Source organism: Burkholderia seminalis DSM 23518 (genome assembly GCF_902832885.1).
In the GTDB taxonomy this organism is placed as follows: Bacteria; Pseudomonadota; Gammaproteobacteria; order Burkholderiales; family Burkholderiaceae; genus Burkholderia; species Burkholderia seminalis.
Genome location: NZ_CADFDK010000017.1, coordinates 110550 through 128112, shown reverse-complemented (window position 1 = coordinate 128112; position 17563 = coordinate 110550). Strand labels below are relative to the sequence as shown.

Below are 17563 nucleotides of genomic sequence, written 5' to 3'. Positions count from 1 at the left end.
GCGACGTCCTGTTCGCCATGCTGCGCGACGGCACCATTTACCAACCCAAGTCAGCCCCTAACGCTTGACGAAACACATAGGGGCACCCCCCCAAGCCGGCACGGTCACGCGCGAGCGCCGCGACAAGGTGCTCGTCGTCACGATCGACCATCCGCCCGTCAATGCCCTGTCCGCCGACGTGCGGCGCGGCCTGGCCGACGCGATCGACGCCGCGCAGGCCGACGACGCGATCCGCGCGGTGCTGATCGTCGGCGCCGGCCGCAACTTCATCGCGGGCGCCGACATCCGCGAATTCGGCAAGCCGCCGGTGCCGCCGTCGCTCCCCGACGTCTGCGAGCGGATCGAATCGGGCACGAAGCCGGTCGTGGTCGCGCTGCACGGCGCGACGCTCGGCGGCGGCCTCGAAGTCGCGCTCGCCGCGCATTACCGGCTCGCGGTGCCCGGCGCGAAGCTCGGGCTGCCCGAAGTCACGCTCGGCCTGCTGCCCGGCGCGGGCGGCACGCAGCGTGCGCCGCGCCTGATCGGCGCGAAGGCCGCGCTCGACCTGATGCTGACGGGCCGCCATGCGAGCGCCGAGGAAGCGCTCACGCTCGGCCTGGTCGACCGCGTCGCGCACAGCGACGACACGCTCGCCGAAGGGCTCGCCTACGCGCAGGAACTCGTGTCGCTCGGCGCGCCGGTGCGCCGCACGCGCGATGCGCGGGGCCTTGCCGACCGTGCGGCCGCGCAGGCCGCGATCGACGCGGCGCGTGCGGAGTTGCCGAAGAAATCGCGCGGGCTGTTCTCGCCGGCGAAGATCGTCGACGCGGTCGAGGCCGCGCTCACGCAGTCGTTCGACGCGGGGATGAAGTTCGAACGCGGCCTGTTCCTGCAATGCCTCGACAGTCCGCAGCGCGCGGGCCTCGTGCATGCGTTCTTCGCCGAGCGTGAAGCGGCGAAGGCGCCCGAGGCGCGGCGCGCGAGCGCGCGGCCGGTCGAGCGGATCGGCGTGGTCGGCGGCGGCACGATGGGCGCGGGCATCGCGGTCGCGGCGCTCGACGCGGGTTTGCCGGTAACGATGATCGAGCGCGACGAAGCATCGCTCGCGCGCGGCCGTGCGCACGTCGAGAAGGTGTACGACGGCCTCGTCGCGAAAGGGCGCATGACGCCGGCCGCGCACGCGGCGCGGCTCGCGCGCTTCAAGGGCAGCACGTCGTACGACGCGCTCGCGCAGGCCGACGTCGTGATCGAGGCCGTGTTCGAGGACATGGCGGTGAAGCAGGCCGTGTTCGCCGAACTCGCACGCGTGTGCAAGCCGGGCGCGGTGCTCGCGACCAACACGTCGTATCTCGACATCGACGCGCTGGCCGCGAGCATCGACCGGCCGGCCGACGTGATCGGCCTGCATTTCTTCTCGCCGGCCAACGTGATGAAGCTGCTCGAGATCGTCGTGCCGGCGCGCGTGAGCGCGGACGTCGTCGCGACCGCGTTCGCGCTGGCGAAGCAACTGAGGAAGACGCCGGTGCGCGCGGGCGTGTGCGACGGCTTCATCGGCAACCGGATCCTCGCCGTCTATCGCACGGCGGCCGACTACCTGATGGAAGACGGTGCGTCGCCGTACCAGATCGATCGCGCGGTGCGCGACTTCGGCTTCCCGATGGGCCCGTTCCAGGTCGTCGACCTCGCGGGCGGCGACATCGGCTGGGCCACCCGCAAGCGCCGCGCGGCGACGCGCGACCCGCGCGCACGCTACGTCGAGATTTCCGACCGGCTGTGCGAGCGCGGCTGGTTCGGGCAGAAGACCGCGCGCGGCTACTACCTGTACCCGGACGGCGCGCGTGTCGGCACGCCGGACCCGGAAGTCGACGCGATCGTCGCGGCCGAGCGTGCGAGGAAGGGCATCACGCCGCGCACGTTCACCGCCGACGAAATCCTGCGCCGCTACCTCGCCGCGATGATCAACGAAGGCGCGAACGTCGTGCACGAGAAGATCGCGCTGCGCCCGCTCGACGTCGACGCGGTGTTCCTGTACGGCTACGGCTTCCCGCGCTATCGCGGCGGCCCGATGCACTACGCGGACACGATCGGCCTCGCGAACGTGCTCGCCGATATCCGCGCGTTCGCGAAGGATGATCCGCTGTTCTGGAAGCCGTCGCCGCTGCTCGTCGATCTCGTCGCGCGCGGCGCGGATTTCGCGAGCCTGAACCGCGTCGACTGAACGCCCACCGCATTCGCAACGGAACGAAGATGGACCTCAATTTCACGCCCGAAGAGGAAGCCTTCCGCACGGAAGTGCAGCGCTTCCTGCAAGCCGAACTGCCCGAGCGCATCGCGCGCAAGGTGAAGGGCGGCCTGCATCTCACGCGCGACGACATGCGCGAATGGCACGCGACACTCAACGCGCGCGGCTGGCTCGCGAGCCACTGGCCGCGCGAATACGGCGGCCCCGGCTGGAGCGTCGCGCAGAAGTTCCTGTTCGACAACGAATGCGCGCTCGCGGGCGCGCCCCGTATCGTGCCGTTCGGCGTGAACATGCTCGGCCCCGTGCTGATCAAGTACGGCGACGAAGCGCAGAAACGTCACTGGCTGCCGCGCATTCTCGACGGCACCGACTGGTGGTGCCAGGGCTACTCGGAGCCGGGCGCCGGCTCCGATCTCGCGGCGGTGAAGACGAGCGCGGTACGCCATGGCGATCACTACGTCGTGAACGGCCAGAAGACCTGGACCACGCTCGGCCACTACGCGAACATGATCTTCTGCCTCGTGCGCACCGCGACCGACGTGCGCAGGCAGGAAGGCATCAGCTTCCTGCTGATCGACATGAACACGCCGGGCGTCGAGGTCCGCCCGATCATCACGCTCGACGGCGAGCACGAAGTGAACGAGGTGTTCTTCACCGACGTGCGCGTGCCGGTGGAGAACCTCGTCGGCGAGGAGAACCGCGGCTGGACCTACGCGAAATACCTGCTCACGTACGAGCGCACCAACATCGCGGGGATCGGCTTCTCGACGGCCGCGCTCGACCGGCTCCGCGCGGTTGCCGCGAAGGTCACGAAGAACGGGCGGCCGCTCGCCGACGATCCGTTCTTCGCGGCGCGCGTCGCGCGCGTCGAGATCGAACTCGAGAACATGCGCACGACCAACCTGCGCGTGCTGGCCGCGGTCGCGGGCGGCGGCGTGCCGGGCGCGGAAAGCTCGATGCTGAAGATTCGCGGCACGCAGATCCGCCAGGAAATCACCGCGCTGATGCGGCGTGCGATGGGGCCGTACGCGCTGCCGTTCGTCGACGACGCGCTCGCTGCCGATTACGACGGCGAGCCGGTCGGCCCGGACGAAGCCGCGAGCGCCGCGCAGCAGTACTTCAACAACCGGAAGCTGTCGATCTTCGGCGGCTCGAACGAGATCCAGAAGAACATCATCGCGAAGATGATGCTCGGGCTGTAACGAGGGACGCGACGATGGATTTCCAGCACACAGAAGACCGCCGGATGCTGGCGGACACGTTGAACCGCTTCATCGCCGAACAGTACCCGTTCCCGGTGCGCGACCGCATCGCGCAGTCGGCCGAAGGCTTCGATCGCGCGATGTGGCAGCGCCTTGCCGAACTCGGCACGGTCGGCGCGCTGTTTCCCGAAGCCGACGGCGGTTTCGGCGGCGCGGGCTTCGACATCGCCGTGGTGTTCGAATGCCTGGGGCGCGGGCTCGTCGTCGAGCCGTTCCTCGGCGCGCTGCTCGCGGGCCGCGCGTTGTCGCTCGCCGGCGGCGATGCGCATCGCGACAGGCTCGCCGCGCTGATCGACGGCAGCGCGAGCGCCGCGTTCGCGCACGACGAACCGGGCTCGCACTACGAGCTGACGACCGTGCGCACGCGCGCCGAACGCACCGGCGACGGCTGGGTGCTGACGGGCGCGAAGGGCGTCGTCGACCAGGCCGCGCAGGCGGCGTTCTTCGTCGTCAGCGCACGCGTGTCCGGGCAGGACGACGACGCGGCCGGCATCGGCCTGTTCGTCGTGCCGGCCGATGCGCCGGGCGTGTCGCTGCGCGACTACCGGAAGATCGACGGCGGCCGCGCGGCCGAGGTGCGCTTCGACCGCGTCGCGCTGGCGGCCGATGCGGCGCTCGGCGCGCACGACGGCGAAGCGGGCGCCGAGCTGCTCGAACGCGTACTCGGCTACGGGCTGCTCGCGCTGTCGGCGGAAGCGCTCGGCGCGATGGATGTCGCGAAGGAGCACACGCTCGACTACCTGCGCACGCGCAAGCAGTTCGGGCTGCCGATCGGCAGCTTCCAGGCGCTGCAGCACCGGATGGCCGACCTGCTGCTCGAGGTCGAGCAGGCGCGCTCGGCCGTGATCAACGCGGCCGCGCAGCTCGACGCGCCGCGCGCGGTGCGCGAACGCGCGCTGGCCGCGGCCAAGTACAGCATCGGCCGGATCGGCACGCTGGTCGCCGAGGAAAGCATCCAGCTGCACGGCGGGATCGGCATGACCTGGGAGCTGCCGCTGTCGCATTACGCGAAGCGGCTCGTGATGATCGATCACCAGCTCGGCGACGAGGATCACCATCTCGCGCGCTACATCGCGCTGTCGAAACAATAAGGACGAGCACGCGAATGGAGGAGACAAGAATGACGAACGACCCGCGCGCGCTGCCGCTGGCCGGCGTGAAGGTGCTCGATTTCTCGCGCGTGCTGGCCGGCCCGTGGTGCGCGATGGTGCTCGCGGATTTCGGTGCGGAAGTGATCAAGGTCGAGCATCCGGTGCGCGGCGACGACACGCGCGACTGGGGGCTGCGGATCGGCGACACCGAAACCACGTATTTCAACAGCGTGAACCGCAGCAAGCGCTCGATCTGCCTCGACCTGCAGACGGAAGCGGGCCAGCGCATCGCGCGCGAACTGGCCGCGCAGGCCGACGTGGTGATCCACAACTTCAAGTTCGGCGGCGCGGAGAAGCTCGGCCTCGGCTACGACGCGCTGGCCGAACTGAATCCGCGCCTCGTGCATTGCGCGATCTCCGGCTACGACCGGTCGGGCGCCGAGGCCGCGCGGCCGGGCTACGACCTCGTCGTGCAGGGCGAGGCCGGGCTGATGGCGCTGAACGGCGAGGCCGGCCAGCCGCCGCTGAAGTTCGGCGTCGCGGCGGTCGACCTGTTCACCGGCATGTACTCGGCGCAGGCGATCCTCGCCGCGCTCTACGAACGCCATGCGACCGGGCGCGGGCGGCGCCTCGAGATGGCGCTGTTCGACTGCGGGCTGATGATCACCGCGTACTACGGGCTCGACGCGCTGTTGATGGGCGAGGACCCGCCGCGCTACGGCAATGCGCATCCGTCGATCGTGCCGTACGGCGTGTTCGACGCGGCCGACGGCCCGCTCGTGATCACGGTCGGCAACAACACGCAGTTCGCACGCTTCTGCGACGCGATCGAGCGCCCCGATCTCGCGGCCGACGCGCGTTACGGGACCAACCTCGGCCGTTCGGAAAACCGCGCCGACCTGCCGCCGGAGATTCGCCGCGAACTCGCTCGACGCTCGCGCGCGACACTGCTCGCCGCGCTCGCCGATGCCGGTATTCCATGTGGCGAAGTGCTCGGGTTGCACGAGGCACTGACGTCCGAACGCGCGACCCGCGCCGGGCTCGTCACGCGGCAGCCGCATCCGGTCGCGGGCGGCGTCGACGTGCTGGCGCCGCCGTACCGCTTCGACGGCGCGCGGCTGCCGGTGCGCGGTGCGCCGCCGGTACTGGGTGCCGATACGGATGCGGTGCTCGGCGGCTGGCTCGGGATGTCGGCCGACGAGGTCGCGCGGCTGCGCGCGGATCGCGTCGTGTAACGCATCGATGTGCCGCCACGGCGCGGGCGGATCGATTGGCGCGCCGGCCATCCACAAGACACTTCTCGCACATCGACGAGAGGACATTGGAGACACCATGGAGCTTTCCGTCATCGAATCGGTCACGGCGCGCCGCGACTACCAGCAGCTCGTGCGCGCACGGCGCCGCTTCAGCTTCACGCTGACGGCGCTGATGATCGCGACCTACTACGGCTTCATCCTGCTCGTCGCGCTCGCGCCGCACGTGCTCGCGGCGCCGCTGTACCGCGGTGCGACGACGACGGTCGGCATCGCCGCGGGCGTCGCGATCATCCTGGTCGCGATCGGCCTGACCGCGTGCTACGTGCTGCGCGCGAACCGTGCGTTCGACCGCCGCGTCGACGCGATCCTGCAGCGTTCGTGACGGAGGCCGACATGCGACGCACTTCGAGCGCGCTCGGCGCGCTGGCCGTTCTCGTTTCCTCCACCGCGCAAGCGGTATCCGTCGCGGGCCCGATGCCCGACAAGGTCGAACTGAACCCGGTCGCGATCGGGATGTTCTTCGCGTTCGTGTTCGCGACGCTCGCGCTCACGCGCTGGGCCGCGCGGCGCACGCGCTCGACGCGCGACTTCTACACGGCCGGCGGCGGCATCACCGGGCTGCAGAACGGGCTCGCGATCGCCGGCGACTACATGTCGGCCGCGTCGTTCCTCGGGCTGTCCGGCATGGTGTTCATGTTCGGCTTCGACGGGCTGATCTACTCGATCGGCTTCCTGGTCGGCTGGCCGTTCGTGATGTTCCTGATCGCCGAGCCCTTGCGCAACCTCGGCAAGTTCACGTTCGTCGATGTCGTCGCGTACCGCTTCGCGCAGCGGCCGATCCGGCTGCTGACGTCCGCGAACGCGCTGACGATCGTCGTGCTGTACCTCGTCGTGCAGATGGTCGGCGCGGGCAAGCTGATCCAGCTGCTGTTCGGGCTGTCGTACGGCACGGCCGAGCTGATCGTCGGCGTGCTGATGGTCGTCTACGTGTTCTTCGGCGGCATGACCGCGACCACCTGGGTGCAGGTGATCAAGGCCGTGCTGCTGCTGTGCGGCGCGACGCTGCTGGCGTTGCTCGCGCTCGGCGAATTCGGCTTCAGCGTCGACGAGATGTTCCGCCGCGCGGTGGCCGTGCATCCGGGTGCGCTGTCGATCATGGGGCCGGGCAAGCTGATCCGCGACCCGGCCAACGCGCTGTCGCTCGGCATCGCGCTGATGTTCGGCACGGCCGGCTTCCCGCACATCCTGATGCGCTTCTTCACGGTGCCGAACGCGAAGGAGGCGCGCAAGTCGGTGCTCTACGCGACCGGCTTCATCGGCTACTTCTACCTGCTGACCTTCGTGATCGGCTTCTCGGCGATCGTGCTGCTCGCGCAGCATCCGGAGTTCTTCAGGCTCGGCGCGAACGGCACGTTCAACCTGACGCACGACCTGCTCGGCGGCTCGAACATGGTCGCGGTGAAGCTCGCGCAGGCGGTCGGCGGGAACTGGTTCTACGGATTCATCGCCGCCGTCACGTTCGCGACGATCCTCGCGGTGGTCGCGGGCCTGACGCTCGCCGGCGCGACGACGATCTCGCACGACCTGTATGCGCAGATGTGGGCGCGCGGCAAGCCCGACGAGCGGCTGGAGATGCGCATCTCGCGCGCGTCGACGATCGTGCTGTCGGCCGTCGCGATCGGGTTGTCGATCCTGTTCGAGCACGTGAACGTCGCGTTCATGGTCGGGCTCGTCGCGGCGGTGGCCGCGAGCGCGAATTTCCCGGTGCTCGCGATGTCGATCTTCTGGCGCGGGATGACGACGCGCGGCGCCGTGCTCGGCGGCGGCCTCGGCCTCGCGTCGGCGGTGGTGCTCACGGTGCTGTCGAAGTCGGTGTGGGTCGACGTGCTGCATCACGCGCACGCGCCGGTGTTCCTCGACAACCCGGCGCTCGTGTCGGTGCCGCTCGCGTTCGTCGGGATCGTCGTCGGCTCGCTCGCGGATCGCGGCGAGCGCGCCCGGCGCGAGCGCGACGCGTTCGCGCGGCAGGAGTTCTATGCGCAGACGGGCCTGCTGGCCGGCCGCGCCGTGCAGCACTAATTCGTCTGAAGAATGAGGGAATCCGTCCGGATCGCCGGACGGATATTTTCCGGAAATCCGGAATCCCGGATTTCCTTGCCTGCCGCATTATGGGAAATACAATGAAAACAACGGTTTGAGGGGTTCCGGAAACCTGGCATCGACCTTGCGATATAAAACGCACGGCCATTCCCCCCGGCCGAACTACTACAGCAAGCAAGGAGACAACGATGACCGACGCCTTCCTCCCCCTCCGGATGTCCTGAGGCATCGCTTGTTGCGGCACGGCAGCCGCGCGGGCGAGTGGCCTTTCCCCTGAGACATTCGCCTGCGCGCGTGACGCCGTATCCACCGGCTCATCTACTTCAGCAGGAACCATCGTGAAGAAGAAACCCTTCTACAAAGTGCTCTATGTGCAAGTGATCTTCGCCATCATCGTCGGCGTGATCCTCGGCCACTATTACCCGGCGCTCGCCACCGACATGAAGCCGCTCGGCGACGGCTTCATCAAGCTGATCAAGATGGTGATCGGTCCGATCATCTTCTGTACGGTCGTCACCGGCATTGCCGGCATGGAGGACATGAAGAAGGTGGGCCGCGTCGGCGGCAAGGCGCTGCTGTACTTCGAGATCGTGTCGACCTTCGCGCTGCTGCTGGGCCTCGCGGCCACGCACCTGCTGCGTCCGGGCGTCGGCTTCAACATCGATCCGGCGACGCTCGACGGCAAGGCCGTCGCGTCGTACGCGGCGAAGGCGCACGGGCAGTCGACGGTTGACTTCCTGATGCACATCATCCCGAACACGATGGTCGATGCGTTCGCGCAGGGCGAAATCCTGCAGATCCTGCTGATCGCGCTGCTGTTCGGCAGCGTGCTCGCGCACCTCGGCGAGCGCGGCAAGGTCGTGACCGACTTCATCGACGGGCTCACGCGCGTGTTGTTCGGCATCGTGCACATCGTCACGAAGCTGGCCCCGATCGGCGCGTTCGGCGCGATGGCGTTCACGATCGGCAAGTACGGCGTCGGCTCGCTGGTGCCGCTGCTCAAGCTGATCGGCACGTTCTACCTGACGTCGGTCGTGTTCGTGCTCGTCGTGCTCGGCGCGATCGCCCGCTTCACGGGCTTCTCGATCATCCGCTTCGTGTCCTACATCAAGGAAGAGCTGCTGATCGTGCTCGGCACCAGCTCGTCGGAAGCCGCGCTGCCGCAGCTGATGGAAAAGCTCGAGAAGGCGGGCTGCTCGCGTTCGGTCGTCGGCCTCGTCGTGCCGACCGGCTATTCGTTCAACCTCGACGGCACCAACATCTACATGACGATGGCCGTGCTGTTCATCGCGCAGGCGACCAACATCGAACTGACGTGGATGCAGCAGCTCACGCTGCTGGCCGTCGCGATGCTGACGTCGAAGGGCGCGAGCGGCGTGACGGGCGCTGGCTTCATCACGCTCGCCGCGACGCTGGCCGTCGTGCCGACGATCCCGCTGTCGGGCATGGTGCTGATCCTCGGCATCGACCGCTTCATGAGCGAATGCCGCGCGCTGACCAACATCGTCGGCAACGGCGTCGCGACGATCGTCGTGTCCGCGTGGGAGAAGGAGCTCGACCGCAACAAGCTGCGCCAGGCGCTGAAGGGCGGCGGGGAGGTCACGCCGACCGAGACGGCCGGCGTCTGACGTCATGAAGGAGCAGGCGGCGGCGCCCGCCGCCGGCGGCGCGGGGCGCGGCGCTCGACCCGTGGATGCGGAGGCCTATGACACAATAGGCGATCCGCATCGCCAGGAAGCCTCGACCGTGACGCGCCGCCTGCTCATCCTCGCCGTGCTTGCCGCCGCGCTCGTCGCGGCGTGCGCGCTGACCTGGACGGTCACCTGGCAGCGCGGCGTCGCCGAGCTGCAGCGCAATGCCGCGGTGCGCGTCGATCGCACCACCAACGCGCTCAAGAGCACGCTCGACCGCTACGAGTCGCTGCCCTACCTGCTGGGCAGCCATCCGTACGTGCAGGACCTGCTCGCCGAGCCGAAGCGCGGCGACTACACCGCGCGCGTCAACCGTTATCTCGAAGATCTCAACGAACACGCGCACGCGACCGTCACCTACGTGATCGGCGCGGACGGCCTGTGCGTCGCGGCCAGCAACTGGCGCGCGCCCGACAGCTTCGTCGGGATCGAATACCGCTTCCGCCCGTATTTCGTCGACGCGATGAACGGCCAGGTCGGCCGCTTCTTCGGCATCGGCACGATCTCGCGCGACCCCGGTTACTACATCTCGCAGCCCGTGTGGCGCGACGGCAGGATCGCGGGCGTCGTCGTCGTGAAGCTCAATCTCGAATGGTTCCAGGGCGCCGATGCGTCCGAGCCGCTCGTCGTCGCGGACGATCACGGCGTCGTGTTCCTGTCGTCGGTGCCCGCGTGGAAGTACCACACGCTGCGCCCGCTCACGGGCCCCGTGGCCGCGTCGATCTACGAGACGCGCCAGTACGCGCAGCAACCGGTCACACCGCTGCCGCTGCGCATCGAGCAGACGCTCGGCGCCGATGCGGAGATCGTGCGCCTCGGCCCCGGCCGGCGCGCGCCGCGTTTCCTTGCCAGCAAGCGCCGGATCGGCGAGCCCGACTGGCTGCTCGTCACGCTCGCGCCGATCGCGCCCGTCGACACCGATGCGCGCAACGCGACGATCGTCACGGGCTTCGGCTTCGTGTCGGTGGCGCTGCTCGCGTTCTACTGGCGGATGCGCCGCGCGCGCGTGCGCGAAATGATCCGCGGCCGCGCGCTGCTGCAGCAGGCGTACGCGGAGCTGAACCGGCGCGTCGAGGAGCGTACGGCCGACCTGTCGGAAGCGAACGCGCAGTTGCAGAAGGAAGTCGGCGACCGGATCCGCGCGGAGCAGGAGCTGCGCGCCGCGCACGACGAACTGATCCAGGCGAGCAAGCTCGCCGCGCTCGGCCAGATGGCGGCCGGCATCACGCACGAACTGAACCAGCCGCTCGCGGCGCTGCGCAGCTTCTCGGACAACACGCGCGTGCTGCTCGATCGCGGCGAGCAGGCGGCCGCGCGCGAGAACCTCGAGGCGATCGCGGCGCTCACCGAGCGAATGGGCAAGATCACGAACCAGCTGAAGCTGTTCGTCGGCCGGGCGAAGCCGCGCAACGAGCAGGCGCTCGTCGTGCGCGCCCTGCGCAGCGTGCTGTCGCTGCTCGGCGAGCGCCTGAGCGGCGTCGCGCTCACGCTGACGCTGCAGGACGCGACCGTGTCGCCCGCGCACGATGAACCGCTCGACCTGGCGCGCGACTATCCGGCGCTCGTCGCGCGCTGCGAGGATTTGCGTCTCGAACAGGTGCTGATCAACCTGCTCGGCAACGCGCTCGACGCGGTGGCCGGCGTCGCGGCGCCGGCGATCGAGGTGACGATCGCGGTGTCGGCCGCGACGCTCGCGGTCGAAGTGCGCGACAACGGCTCCGGCATCGCGCCCGACCTGCTGCCGCGCCTGTTCGAACCGTTCTTCACGACGAAGGAAATGGGGCGCGGGCTCGGTCTCGGCCTCGCGATCTCGTCGTCGATCGCGAGCGACGCGGGCGGTGCGCTGACCGCGCGCAACGCGCCGTCGGGCGGCGCGCTGTTCGTCTTGACGCTGCGGCGCGCACGCACGCATCATCCGGACTCCGTGTCCGAGCCGGCGGGTTCGCACTAGACCCGTCGCAGGCCCGGTCGGCGCACGACCGGCATCAACGCAGCCGCGCGCGACACAGCCGCGCGGCCTGTCAGGAGCAAGTGAGTACGATGGCCAACCGGCTGCAAGTGATCTATATCGAAGACGATGCGCTCGTTCGCCGGGCGAGCGTGCAGAGCCTCCAGCTGGCGGGCTTCGACGTCGCCGGCTTCGAGTCGGCCGAAGCGGCCGAGAAGGCGATCGTCGCGGACACCGCCGGCGCGATCGTCAGCGACATCCGGCTGCCCGGCGCGAGCGGGCTCGACGTGCTCGCGCAGTGCCGCGAGCGCGTGCCCGACGTGCCGGTGATCCTCGTCACCGGGCACGGCGACATCTCGATGGCCGTGCAGGCGATGCGCGACGGCGCGTACGACTTCATCGAAAAACCGTTCGCGGCCGAGCGCCTGATCGAGACGGTGCGCCGCGCGCTCGAGCGCCGCGAGCTCGTGCTCGAGAATCACGCGCTGCGGCGCGAGCTGGCCGGGAAGGACGTCGTCGCGCCGCGCATCATCGGCCGCAGCCCCGCGATCGAGCAGGTGCGCAAGCTGATCGCGAACGTCGCGCCGACCGACGCGTCGGTGCTGATCAACGGCGACACCGGCGCCGGCAAGGAGCTGATCGCGCGCAGCCTGCACGAGCTGTCGCCGCGCCGCGACAAGCCCTTCATCGCGGTGAATTGCGGCGCGCTGCCCGAGCCGATGTTCGAATCGGAGATGTTCGGCTACGAGCCCGGCGCCTTCACGGGCGCCGCGAAGCGCCGCGTCGGCAAGCTCGAATATGCGTCCGGTGGCACGCTGTTCCTCGACGAAATCGAAAGCATGCCGCTCGCGCTGCAGGTGAAGCTGCTGCGCGTGCTGCAGGACGGCGTGCTGGAGCGGCTCGGCTCGAACCAGCCGATCCGCGTGAACTGCCGCGTCGTCGCGGCCGCGAAGGGCGACATGAGCGAGCTCGTCGCGGCCGGCACGTTCCGGCGCGACCTGCTGTACCGGCTCAACGTCGTGACGATCGCGCTGCCGCCGCTCGCCGAGCGCCGCGAGGACATCGTGCCGCTGTTCGAGCACTTCATGCTCGACGCGGCCGTGCGCTACGGGCGGCCCGCGCCGGTGCTGACCGACCGCCAGCGCGCGAGCCTGATGCAGCGCGACTGGCCCGGCAACGTGCGCGAGCTGCGCAACGCGGCCGACCGGTTCGTGCTCGGCGTGGCCGACATGCCGCAGGAAACGGGCGCGGGCGGCGACGGCGCGGACAACGACCAGACGCTGAAGGAGCGCATCGAGCAGTTCGAGCGCGCGGTAATCGCCGAGGCGCTGAACCAGACGGGCGGCGCGGTCGCCGCGACGGCCGACCGGCTGCACGTCGGCAAGGCGACGCTGTACGAGAAGATGAAGCGCTACGGGCTGTCGGCGAAAGGCGAAACCGAGCGCTGAAAAGCAAACGGACCGCGGAACCGGGTTGCCCGGCCGTACGGTCCGTGTAGGCGGGAAGGGCGCTGCGCGCGGCCCGTCGAGCCGGATCTTGCGGCGCTCAGGCCGCGTTGCCGTCGAGCGCCTTCTTGAGCAGCGCGTCGAGCTCCGCGAACTGCGGCGCGCCGACGTAGCGCTTGAGGATCTTGCCGTCCTTGTCGACGACGAAGGTCGTCGGCGTGAGCTGCACGTTGCCGAACTGCTTCGCGACGCTGCCGTCGTCGAGCGCGACCTTGAACGGCAGCTGGCGCGTCTGCGCGTAGTTCGCGACGTACATCGGCGGATCGTAGTTCATCGCGACCGCGACGAATTCCAGACCCCGACCCTTGAAACGGTTGTAGGTATCGACCATCTGCGGCATTTCCTGCATGCAGGTCGCGCAGCTCGTCGCCCAGAAGTTCACCAGATAGACCTTGCCCTTCAGGTCGCCGGCGGTCGAGACCTTCTGGCCCGACAGCAGCGTGAACGTCGCGTCCGGCACGCTGGACTTGCCGTTGAACGCGAAGAAACCGGCGACGGCGATGGCCGCGACGACGGCGGCCGCGACGAGGTAGCGGACGGGGCCGGCACTGCGGCGGGCGGGAGGCGTGGTGTTCATCAGGTGCTCTCGGAGTCGGTCGATGACGCGGGTCGATGCAAAGGACGTCGAAATTCGGCGCCCATTTTAGCGCGAATGCGGCGCGCGCACCGGCGGCCACCACGCATTCCGGTTGTCAGGTTCGGCGGATAATGCCGGTTTTGCCTGTCCCCGATCCACGCCATGCCGAAGGAAGTCATCGATTCGTTGCGCCCCCTTTTTCGCCCGCTGCGACACTTCGCCGCGCTCGCATGCATCAGCGCCGCGCTGGCCGCGTGCTCGCCGTCGTTCGACTGGCGCACGCTGCACAACGATGCCGGCTATACGGTCGACCTGCCGGCGAAGCCGACCGTCGAGGAGCAGCCGGTGGCGATCGGCGGCACGTCGATGCCGATGCGGATGCAGGCCGCGCACGTCGACGGCGCGGTGTTCGCGGTCGGCACGCTGACGTTGCCGGACGACCGTGACGACACGCGTCGCACGGCGCTCGACTTCCTGCGCGCCGGGCTGTCGCGCAACCTCGAAGGCGCGCCGCGGACGGCATCGGTGCCGGTGCCGCTCGCGGCCGGCGGCGCGGTGGACGGGATCGAGCTGCGTATCGCGGGGGCCGCCGCCGGCGGGGATCGCGCGCGCAAGACGATCGTCGCACGACTCGCCGCGCGCGGCCGGCACGCGTACCAGGCCGTCGTGATCGCCGACCGGCCGCTCGCGCAGGAGCAGCTCGACCAGTTTTTCGGCTCGTTCAAACTCGATTGATCGCGGCCCGCGAGCGCCCCGGACACGCTGTGACAACTGAAAGTTCATTCGCAGCTTTCGACGCTAGTGACCGGATTTTGCGAGGTTTTTTCGACTATCCACAGCGCATGTGGATAACTTTGTTGAAAAGTCACCCGGATTTCCCGCCGAGCCTCACCGGACGGCCTTCCGGCTCATTTGGCCGTGCACGTGCCGTTTGGGAAAGATCAATGAAAACAAAGGGATACGGATTCCGTCACGCAACGGCCCCGGCGAGCCGCGATCCGGGGCCGGATTCGCTAAATTGTGCATAAGTCAAGTCTTGACAGCCGGATTTTGTCCTAAGAGGGCGCTTAGAGCGCCGTGAGCGCGCGCCGGTAGCGGATCGCCTCGGCGATCTGCGCGGCCGTCGGCAGCGGGTCGCCGGCCAGGTCGGCGATCGTCCGCGCCACTTTCAGCACGCGGAAATACGCGCGCGCCGACCAGCCGAAGCGCTCGCCGGCCTCGCGCAACAGCCGCTCGCCTTCGTCGGTCGGCCGGCACAGGTCGTCGGTCTCGCGGCCGCTCAGCATGTGATTCGTCTTGCCCTGCCGGTCGAGCTGCAGCGCCCGCGCCTGCGCGACGCGCGCGGCCACCGCCGCGCTCGGCTCGCCGGGCGCCGTCGTGCGCGACGCGAGCTCGGCCGGCGACAGCGCGGGCAGGTCGATCTGGATGTCGATGCGATCGAGCAGCGGCCCCGACAGCTTGCGCAGGTAGCGCGCGGCGACGTCCGGCGAGCAGCGGCAGCGCCCGGACGGATCGCCGTGCCAGCCGCACGGGCACGGATTCATCGCGGCGATCAACTGGCACGCGGCCGGGAAGTCGGCCTGCTGGGCCGCGCGCGAAATCGTGATGCGGCCGGCTTCGAGCGGCTCGCGCAGCATTTCGAGCACGTGCCGGTCGAATTCCGGCAGCTCGTCGAGAAACAGCACGCCGAGATGCGCGAGCGTGATTTCGCCCGGCTGCGGCGGATTGCGGCCGCCGACCAGCGCGGCGGCGCTCGACGAGTGATGTGGCGAACGGAACGGCCGCCGGCGCCACTGCGCGGGCGAGAAGCCGAGGCGGCTCGCGGAAAGCAGCGCGGCCGACGTCAGCGCCTCGTCGTCGGTCAGCGGCGGCAGCAGGCCGGCCAGCCGCGCGGCCAGCATCGACTTGCCGGCCCCCGGCGGCCCGACCATCAGCATGTGATGGCCGCCTGCGGCGGCGACTTCGAGCGCACGCCGCGCCCCGCGCTGGCCGACCACATCCGCGAGGTCGGGCGCGGCCGGCGCCGGCAGGCCGTCGAGGCAGGGCGCCGCGACCGGCGTGAGCCGCCCGTCCGGCGCATCGGCGAGGTGCGCGCACAGCGCGGGCAGGTCGCGCGCGCCGAACACGGTCACGCCCGGCACGAGCGCGGCCTCGGCCGCGCTGTCGAACGGCAGGTACAACTCCGGCGCGCGTGATGCCGCCGCGGAGCCCGGCGTCGCGACGGCGTCCGGGCCCGAGCCCGGTTCCGATCCGGTTTCGCCCGCCCGCCAGTCCCGCGCGGCACCGCACGCCATCGCGAACGCGCCGCGCATCGGCCGCAGCGCGCCCGTCAGCGACAGTTCGCCGGCGAATTCGCGGCCGGCCAGCGCGTCGGCCGGGATCTGGCCGTTCGCGGCGAGGATGCCGAGCGCGATCGGCAGGTCGAACCGGCCCGACTCCTTGGGCAGGTCGGCCGGCGCGAGATTCACGGTGATGCGGCGCACGGGAAATTCGAAGCCGCAGTTCTGCAGCGCGGCGCGCACGCGCTCGCGGCTCTCGCGGACTTCGAGATCGGGCAGGCCGACGATCGAGAACGACGGCAGCCCGTTGGCGAGATGGACTTCGACGGTAACGTCCGGCGCGCGGCCGGAGGCGGGCGCGCGACTGCGCACCACGGCGAGCGACATGGCGAGGCTCCTGTAAGCAGGCGGACGACGGCCGTTCGGGGCCGCATGCCGCGGGAATCGGAGAAATCGGTGCGCGCGTGCCGGCGTGGCGCGGGGAAAGAACGAGGGACTGCGAAACGACGAACTGCGAAGAGCGATGGACTGCGAAGAGCGGGGTGCTGCGGAGAACGACGGACGACGAACTACGACGAAAACGGCGGCTCGGCGGTGGCGGGCGCGGGCCGCGCGAGGCGGCCCGCGCCCGGACCTTGCGGCCGGGTGCGGCGTCAGGCCTGCGGTGCGGCGAGCTTCTGCTCGAGTTCCGCGACGCGCTTTTCGAGTTCCTCGAGGCGCACGCGGGTGCGGGCGAGCACCTGGGCCTGCGTGTCGAATTCCTCGCGCGTGACGAGATCGAGCTTCGAGAAGCCTTGCGACAGCATGGCCTTCACGTTGCGCTCGACGTCCTTGGCCGGCGAGTTTTTCAGCAGGTCGCTGACGCGCGACTGCAGATCGTTGAAAACGTCGCTGGGTTGCTTCATGTGATTCCCCTTCCTTGCACAAAAATTGTGCATCTTCAGTTGCGTACGTGCCCATGATGCACGCATGACCGGAAATGGTGCGCCGGGGGCGCGAATTCCGGGCATGGCGCCGGCATGGGTGAATGGCCCGGTAATCCGGGACGTGCGTGCACTCTAGCAACGTTCCTTTCGCCGCGCCAGCAAACCGGCCCGCGTTGGCCATTCGGCCGGGCTTCGGCGCCTTACATCGGGGGATGCGACCCCGTTCCCGAGCCCTTCGAGACGGTGCTCGGATCAACATGGCATGCGAGTTGCTGAGGAGAGTCCGTTACAACATTCCAACCAATTCGACGGGACAACTCAGCGAGAGGACTTCATGAAACTCATTACCGCAATCATCAAGCCGTTCAAGCTCGATGAGACGCGCGAGGCGCTGTCGGCGCTTGGCGTCTCGGGCATCACGGTGACGGAGGTAAAAGGGTTCGGCCGCCAGAAGGGGCATACCGAGCTGTATCGCGGCGCCGAATACGTGGTCGATTTCCTGCCGAAGATGAAGATCGAGGCGGCCGTGTCCGACGATCTCGTCGACCAGGCGGTGGAAGCGATCGAGCGGGCCGCGCGCACCGGGAAAATCGGCGACGGCAAGATTTTCGTCACGCCGATCGAGCAAGTGATCCGGATTCGCACCGGGGAGACCGGCGCCGACGCGCTGTAACAGAACAGACAAGACAAGCGACAAGAGGAAACCC

Annotated in this window: 14 protein-coding genes; 11 read left to right on the top strand and 3 right to left on the bottom strand. The window is 69.3% G+C overall.

What is annotated here, in order from left to right:
• The first annotated feature begins 64 nt into the window (after window positions 1-64).
• From HWX00_RS32605 to HWX00_RS32565, 9 genes are all read left to right on the top strand, one after another.
• Complete coding sequence (locus HWX00_RS32605) at window positions 65-2197, top strand: 3-hydroxyacyl-CoA dehydrogenase NAD-binding domain-containing protein (protein WP_175029270.1); 2133 nt, start codon at window positions 65-67, stop codon at window positions 2195-2197.
• Window positions 2198-2226: 29 nt separating this feature from the next.
• Window positions 2227-3423, top strand: a complete 1197-nt coding sequence (locus HWX00_RS32600; RefSeq protein WP_175029271.1) for an acyl-CoA dehydrogenase family protein — start codon at window positions 2227-2229, stop codon at window positions 3421-3423.
• Between the two features lie 14 nt (window positions 3424-3437).
• A complete protein-coding gene (locus tag HWX00_RS32595) occupies window positions 3438-4574 on the top strand; it encodes an acyl-CoA dehydrogenase family protein (RefSeq protein ID WP_175029272.1) in 1137 nt (378 codons plus the stop codon).
• Between the two features lie 29 nt (window positions 4575-4603).
• Window positions 4604-5809 (top strand): CaiB/BaiF CoA transferase family protein, encoded by a 1206-nt coding sequence (locus HWX00_RS32590; RefSeq protein ID WP_175029273.1) that lies wholly within the window; start codon window positions 4604-4606, stop codon window positions 5807-5809.
• A 97-nt stretch (window positions 5810-5906) separates the two neighbouring features.
• The gene (locus HWX00_RS32585) at window positions 5907-6212 is read left to right on the top strand and encodes a DUF485 domain-containing protein (protein WP_014895931.1); all 306 of its coding nucleotides are present in this window, start codon (window positions 5907-5909) and stop codon (window positions 6210-6212) included.
• An 11-nt stretch (window positions 6213-6223) separates the two neighbouring features.
• The gene (locus HWX00_RS32580) at window positions 6224-7909 is read left to right on the top strand and encodes a cation acetate symporter (protein WP_034189296.1); all 1686 of its coding nucleotides are present in this window, start codon (window positions 6224-6226) and stop codon (window positions 7907-7909) included.
• Window positions 7910-8268: 359 nt separating this feature from the next.
• Entirely contained in the window at window positions 8269-9558 is a 1290-nt protein-coding gene (locus tag HWX00_RS32575) for a dicarboxylate/amino acid:cation symporter (protein WP_034189211.1), read from the top strand.
• 4 nt (window positions 9559-9562) lie between these two features.
• Window positions 9563-11572 (top strand): sensor histidine kinase, encoded by a 2010-nt coding sequence (locus tag HWX00_RS32570; RefSeq protein WP_175029274.1) that lies wholly within the window; start codon window positions 9563-9565, stop codon window positions 11570-11572.
• Between the two features lie 89 nt (window positions 11573-11661).
• Window positions 11662-13017 (top strand): sigma-54-dependent transcriptional regulator, encoded by a 1356-nt coding sequence (locus HWX00_RS32565; RefSeq protein ID WP_034189213.1) that lies wholly within the window; start codon window positions 11662-11664, stop codon window positions 13015-13017.
• A 97-nt stretch (window positions 13018-13114) separates the two neighbouring features.
• Here the strand turns inward: HWX00_RS32565 and HWX00_RS32560 are convergent, their stop codons facing one another.
• Window positions 13115-13651 (bottom strand): peroxiredoxin family protein, encoded by a 537-nt coding sequence (locus HWX00_RS32560; protein WP_059558783.1) that lies wholly within the window; start codon window positions 13649-13651, stop codon window positions 13115-13117.
• Window positions 13652-13813: 162 nt separating this feature from the next.
• Between HWX00_RS32560 and HWX00_RS32555 the strand changes: the two genes are divergently transcribed.
• Window positions 13814-14386 (top strand): hypothetical protein, encoded by a 573-nt coding sequence (locus HWX00_RS32555; protein ID WP_059558780.1) that lies wholly within the window; start codon window positions 13814-13816, stop codon window positions 14384-14386.
• 332 nt (window positions 14387-14718) lie between these two features.
• On the opposite strand, the gene HWX00_RS32550 is transcribed toward HWX00_RS32555, so the two are convergent.
• Both HWX00_RS32550 and HWX00_RS32545 read right to left on the bottom strand, forming a co-directional pair.
• Window positions 14719-16317: a YifB family Mg chelatase-like AAA ATPase gene (locus tag HWX00_RS32550; protein WP_034189216.1), complete on the bottom strand. Its 1599-nt coding sequence runs from the start codon at window positions 16315-16317 to the stop codon at window positions 14719-14721.
• A 266-nt stretch (window positions 16318-16583) separates the two neighbouring features.
• Complete coding sequence (locus HWX00_RS32545) at window positions 16584-16835, bottom strand: accessory factor UbiK family protein (RefSeq protein WP_006489451.1); 252 nt, start codon at window positions 16833-16835, stop codon at window positions 16584-16586.
• Window positions 16836-17190: 355 nt separating this feature from the next.
• Here HWX00_RS32545 and HWX00_RS32540 point away from each other — a divergent pair, with 355 nt between their 5' ends.
• A complete protein-coding gene (locus tag HWX00_RS32540; RefSeq protein WP_006398175.1) occupies window positions 17191-17529 on the top strand; it encodes a P-II family nitrogen regulator in 339 nt (112 codons plus the stop codon).
• Window positions 17530-17563 lie beyond the last annotated feature (34 nt).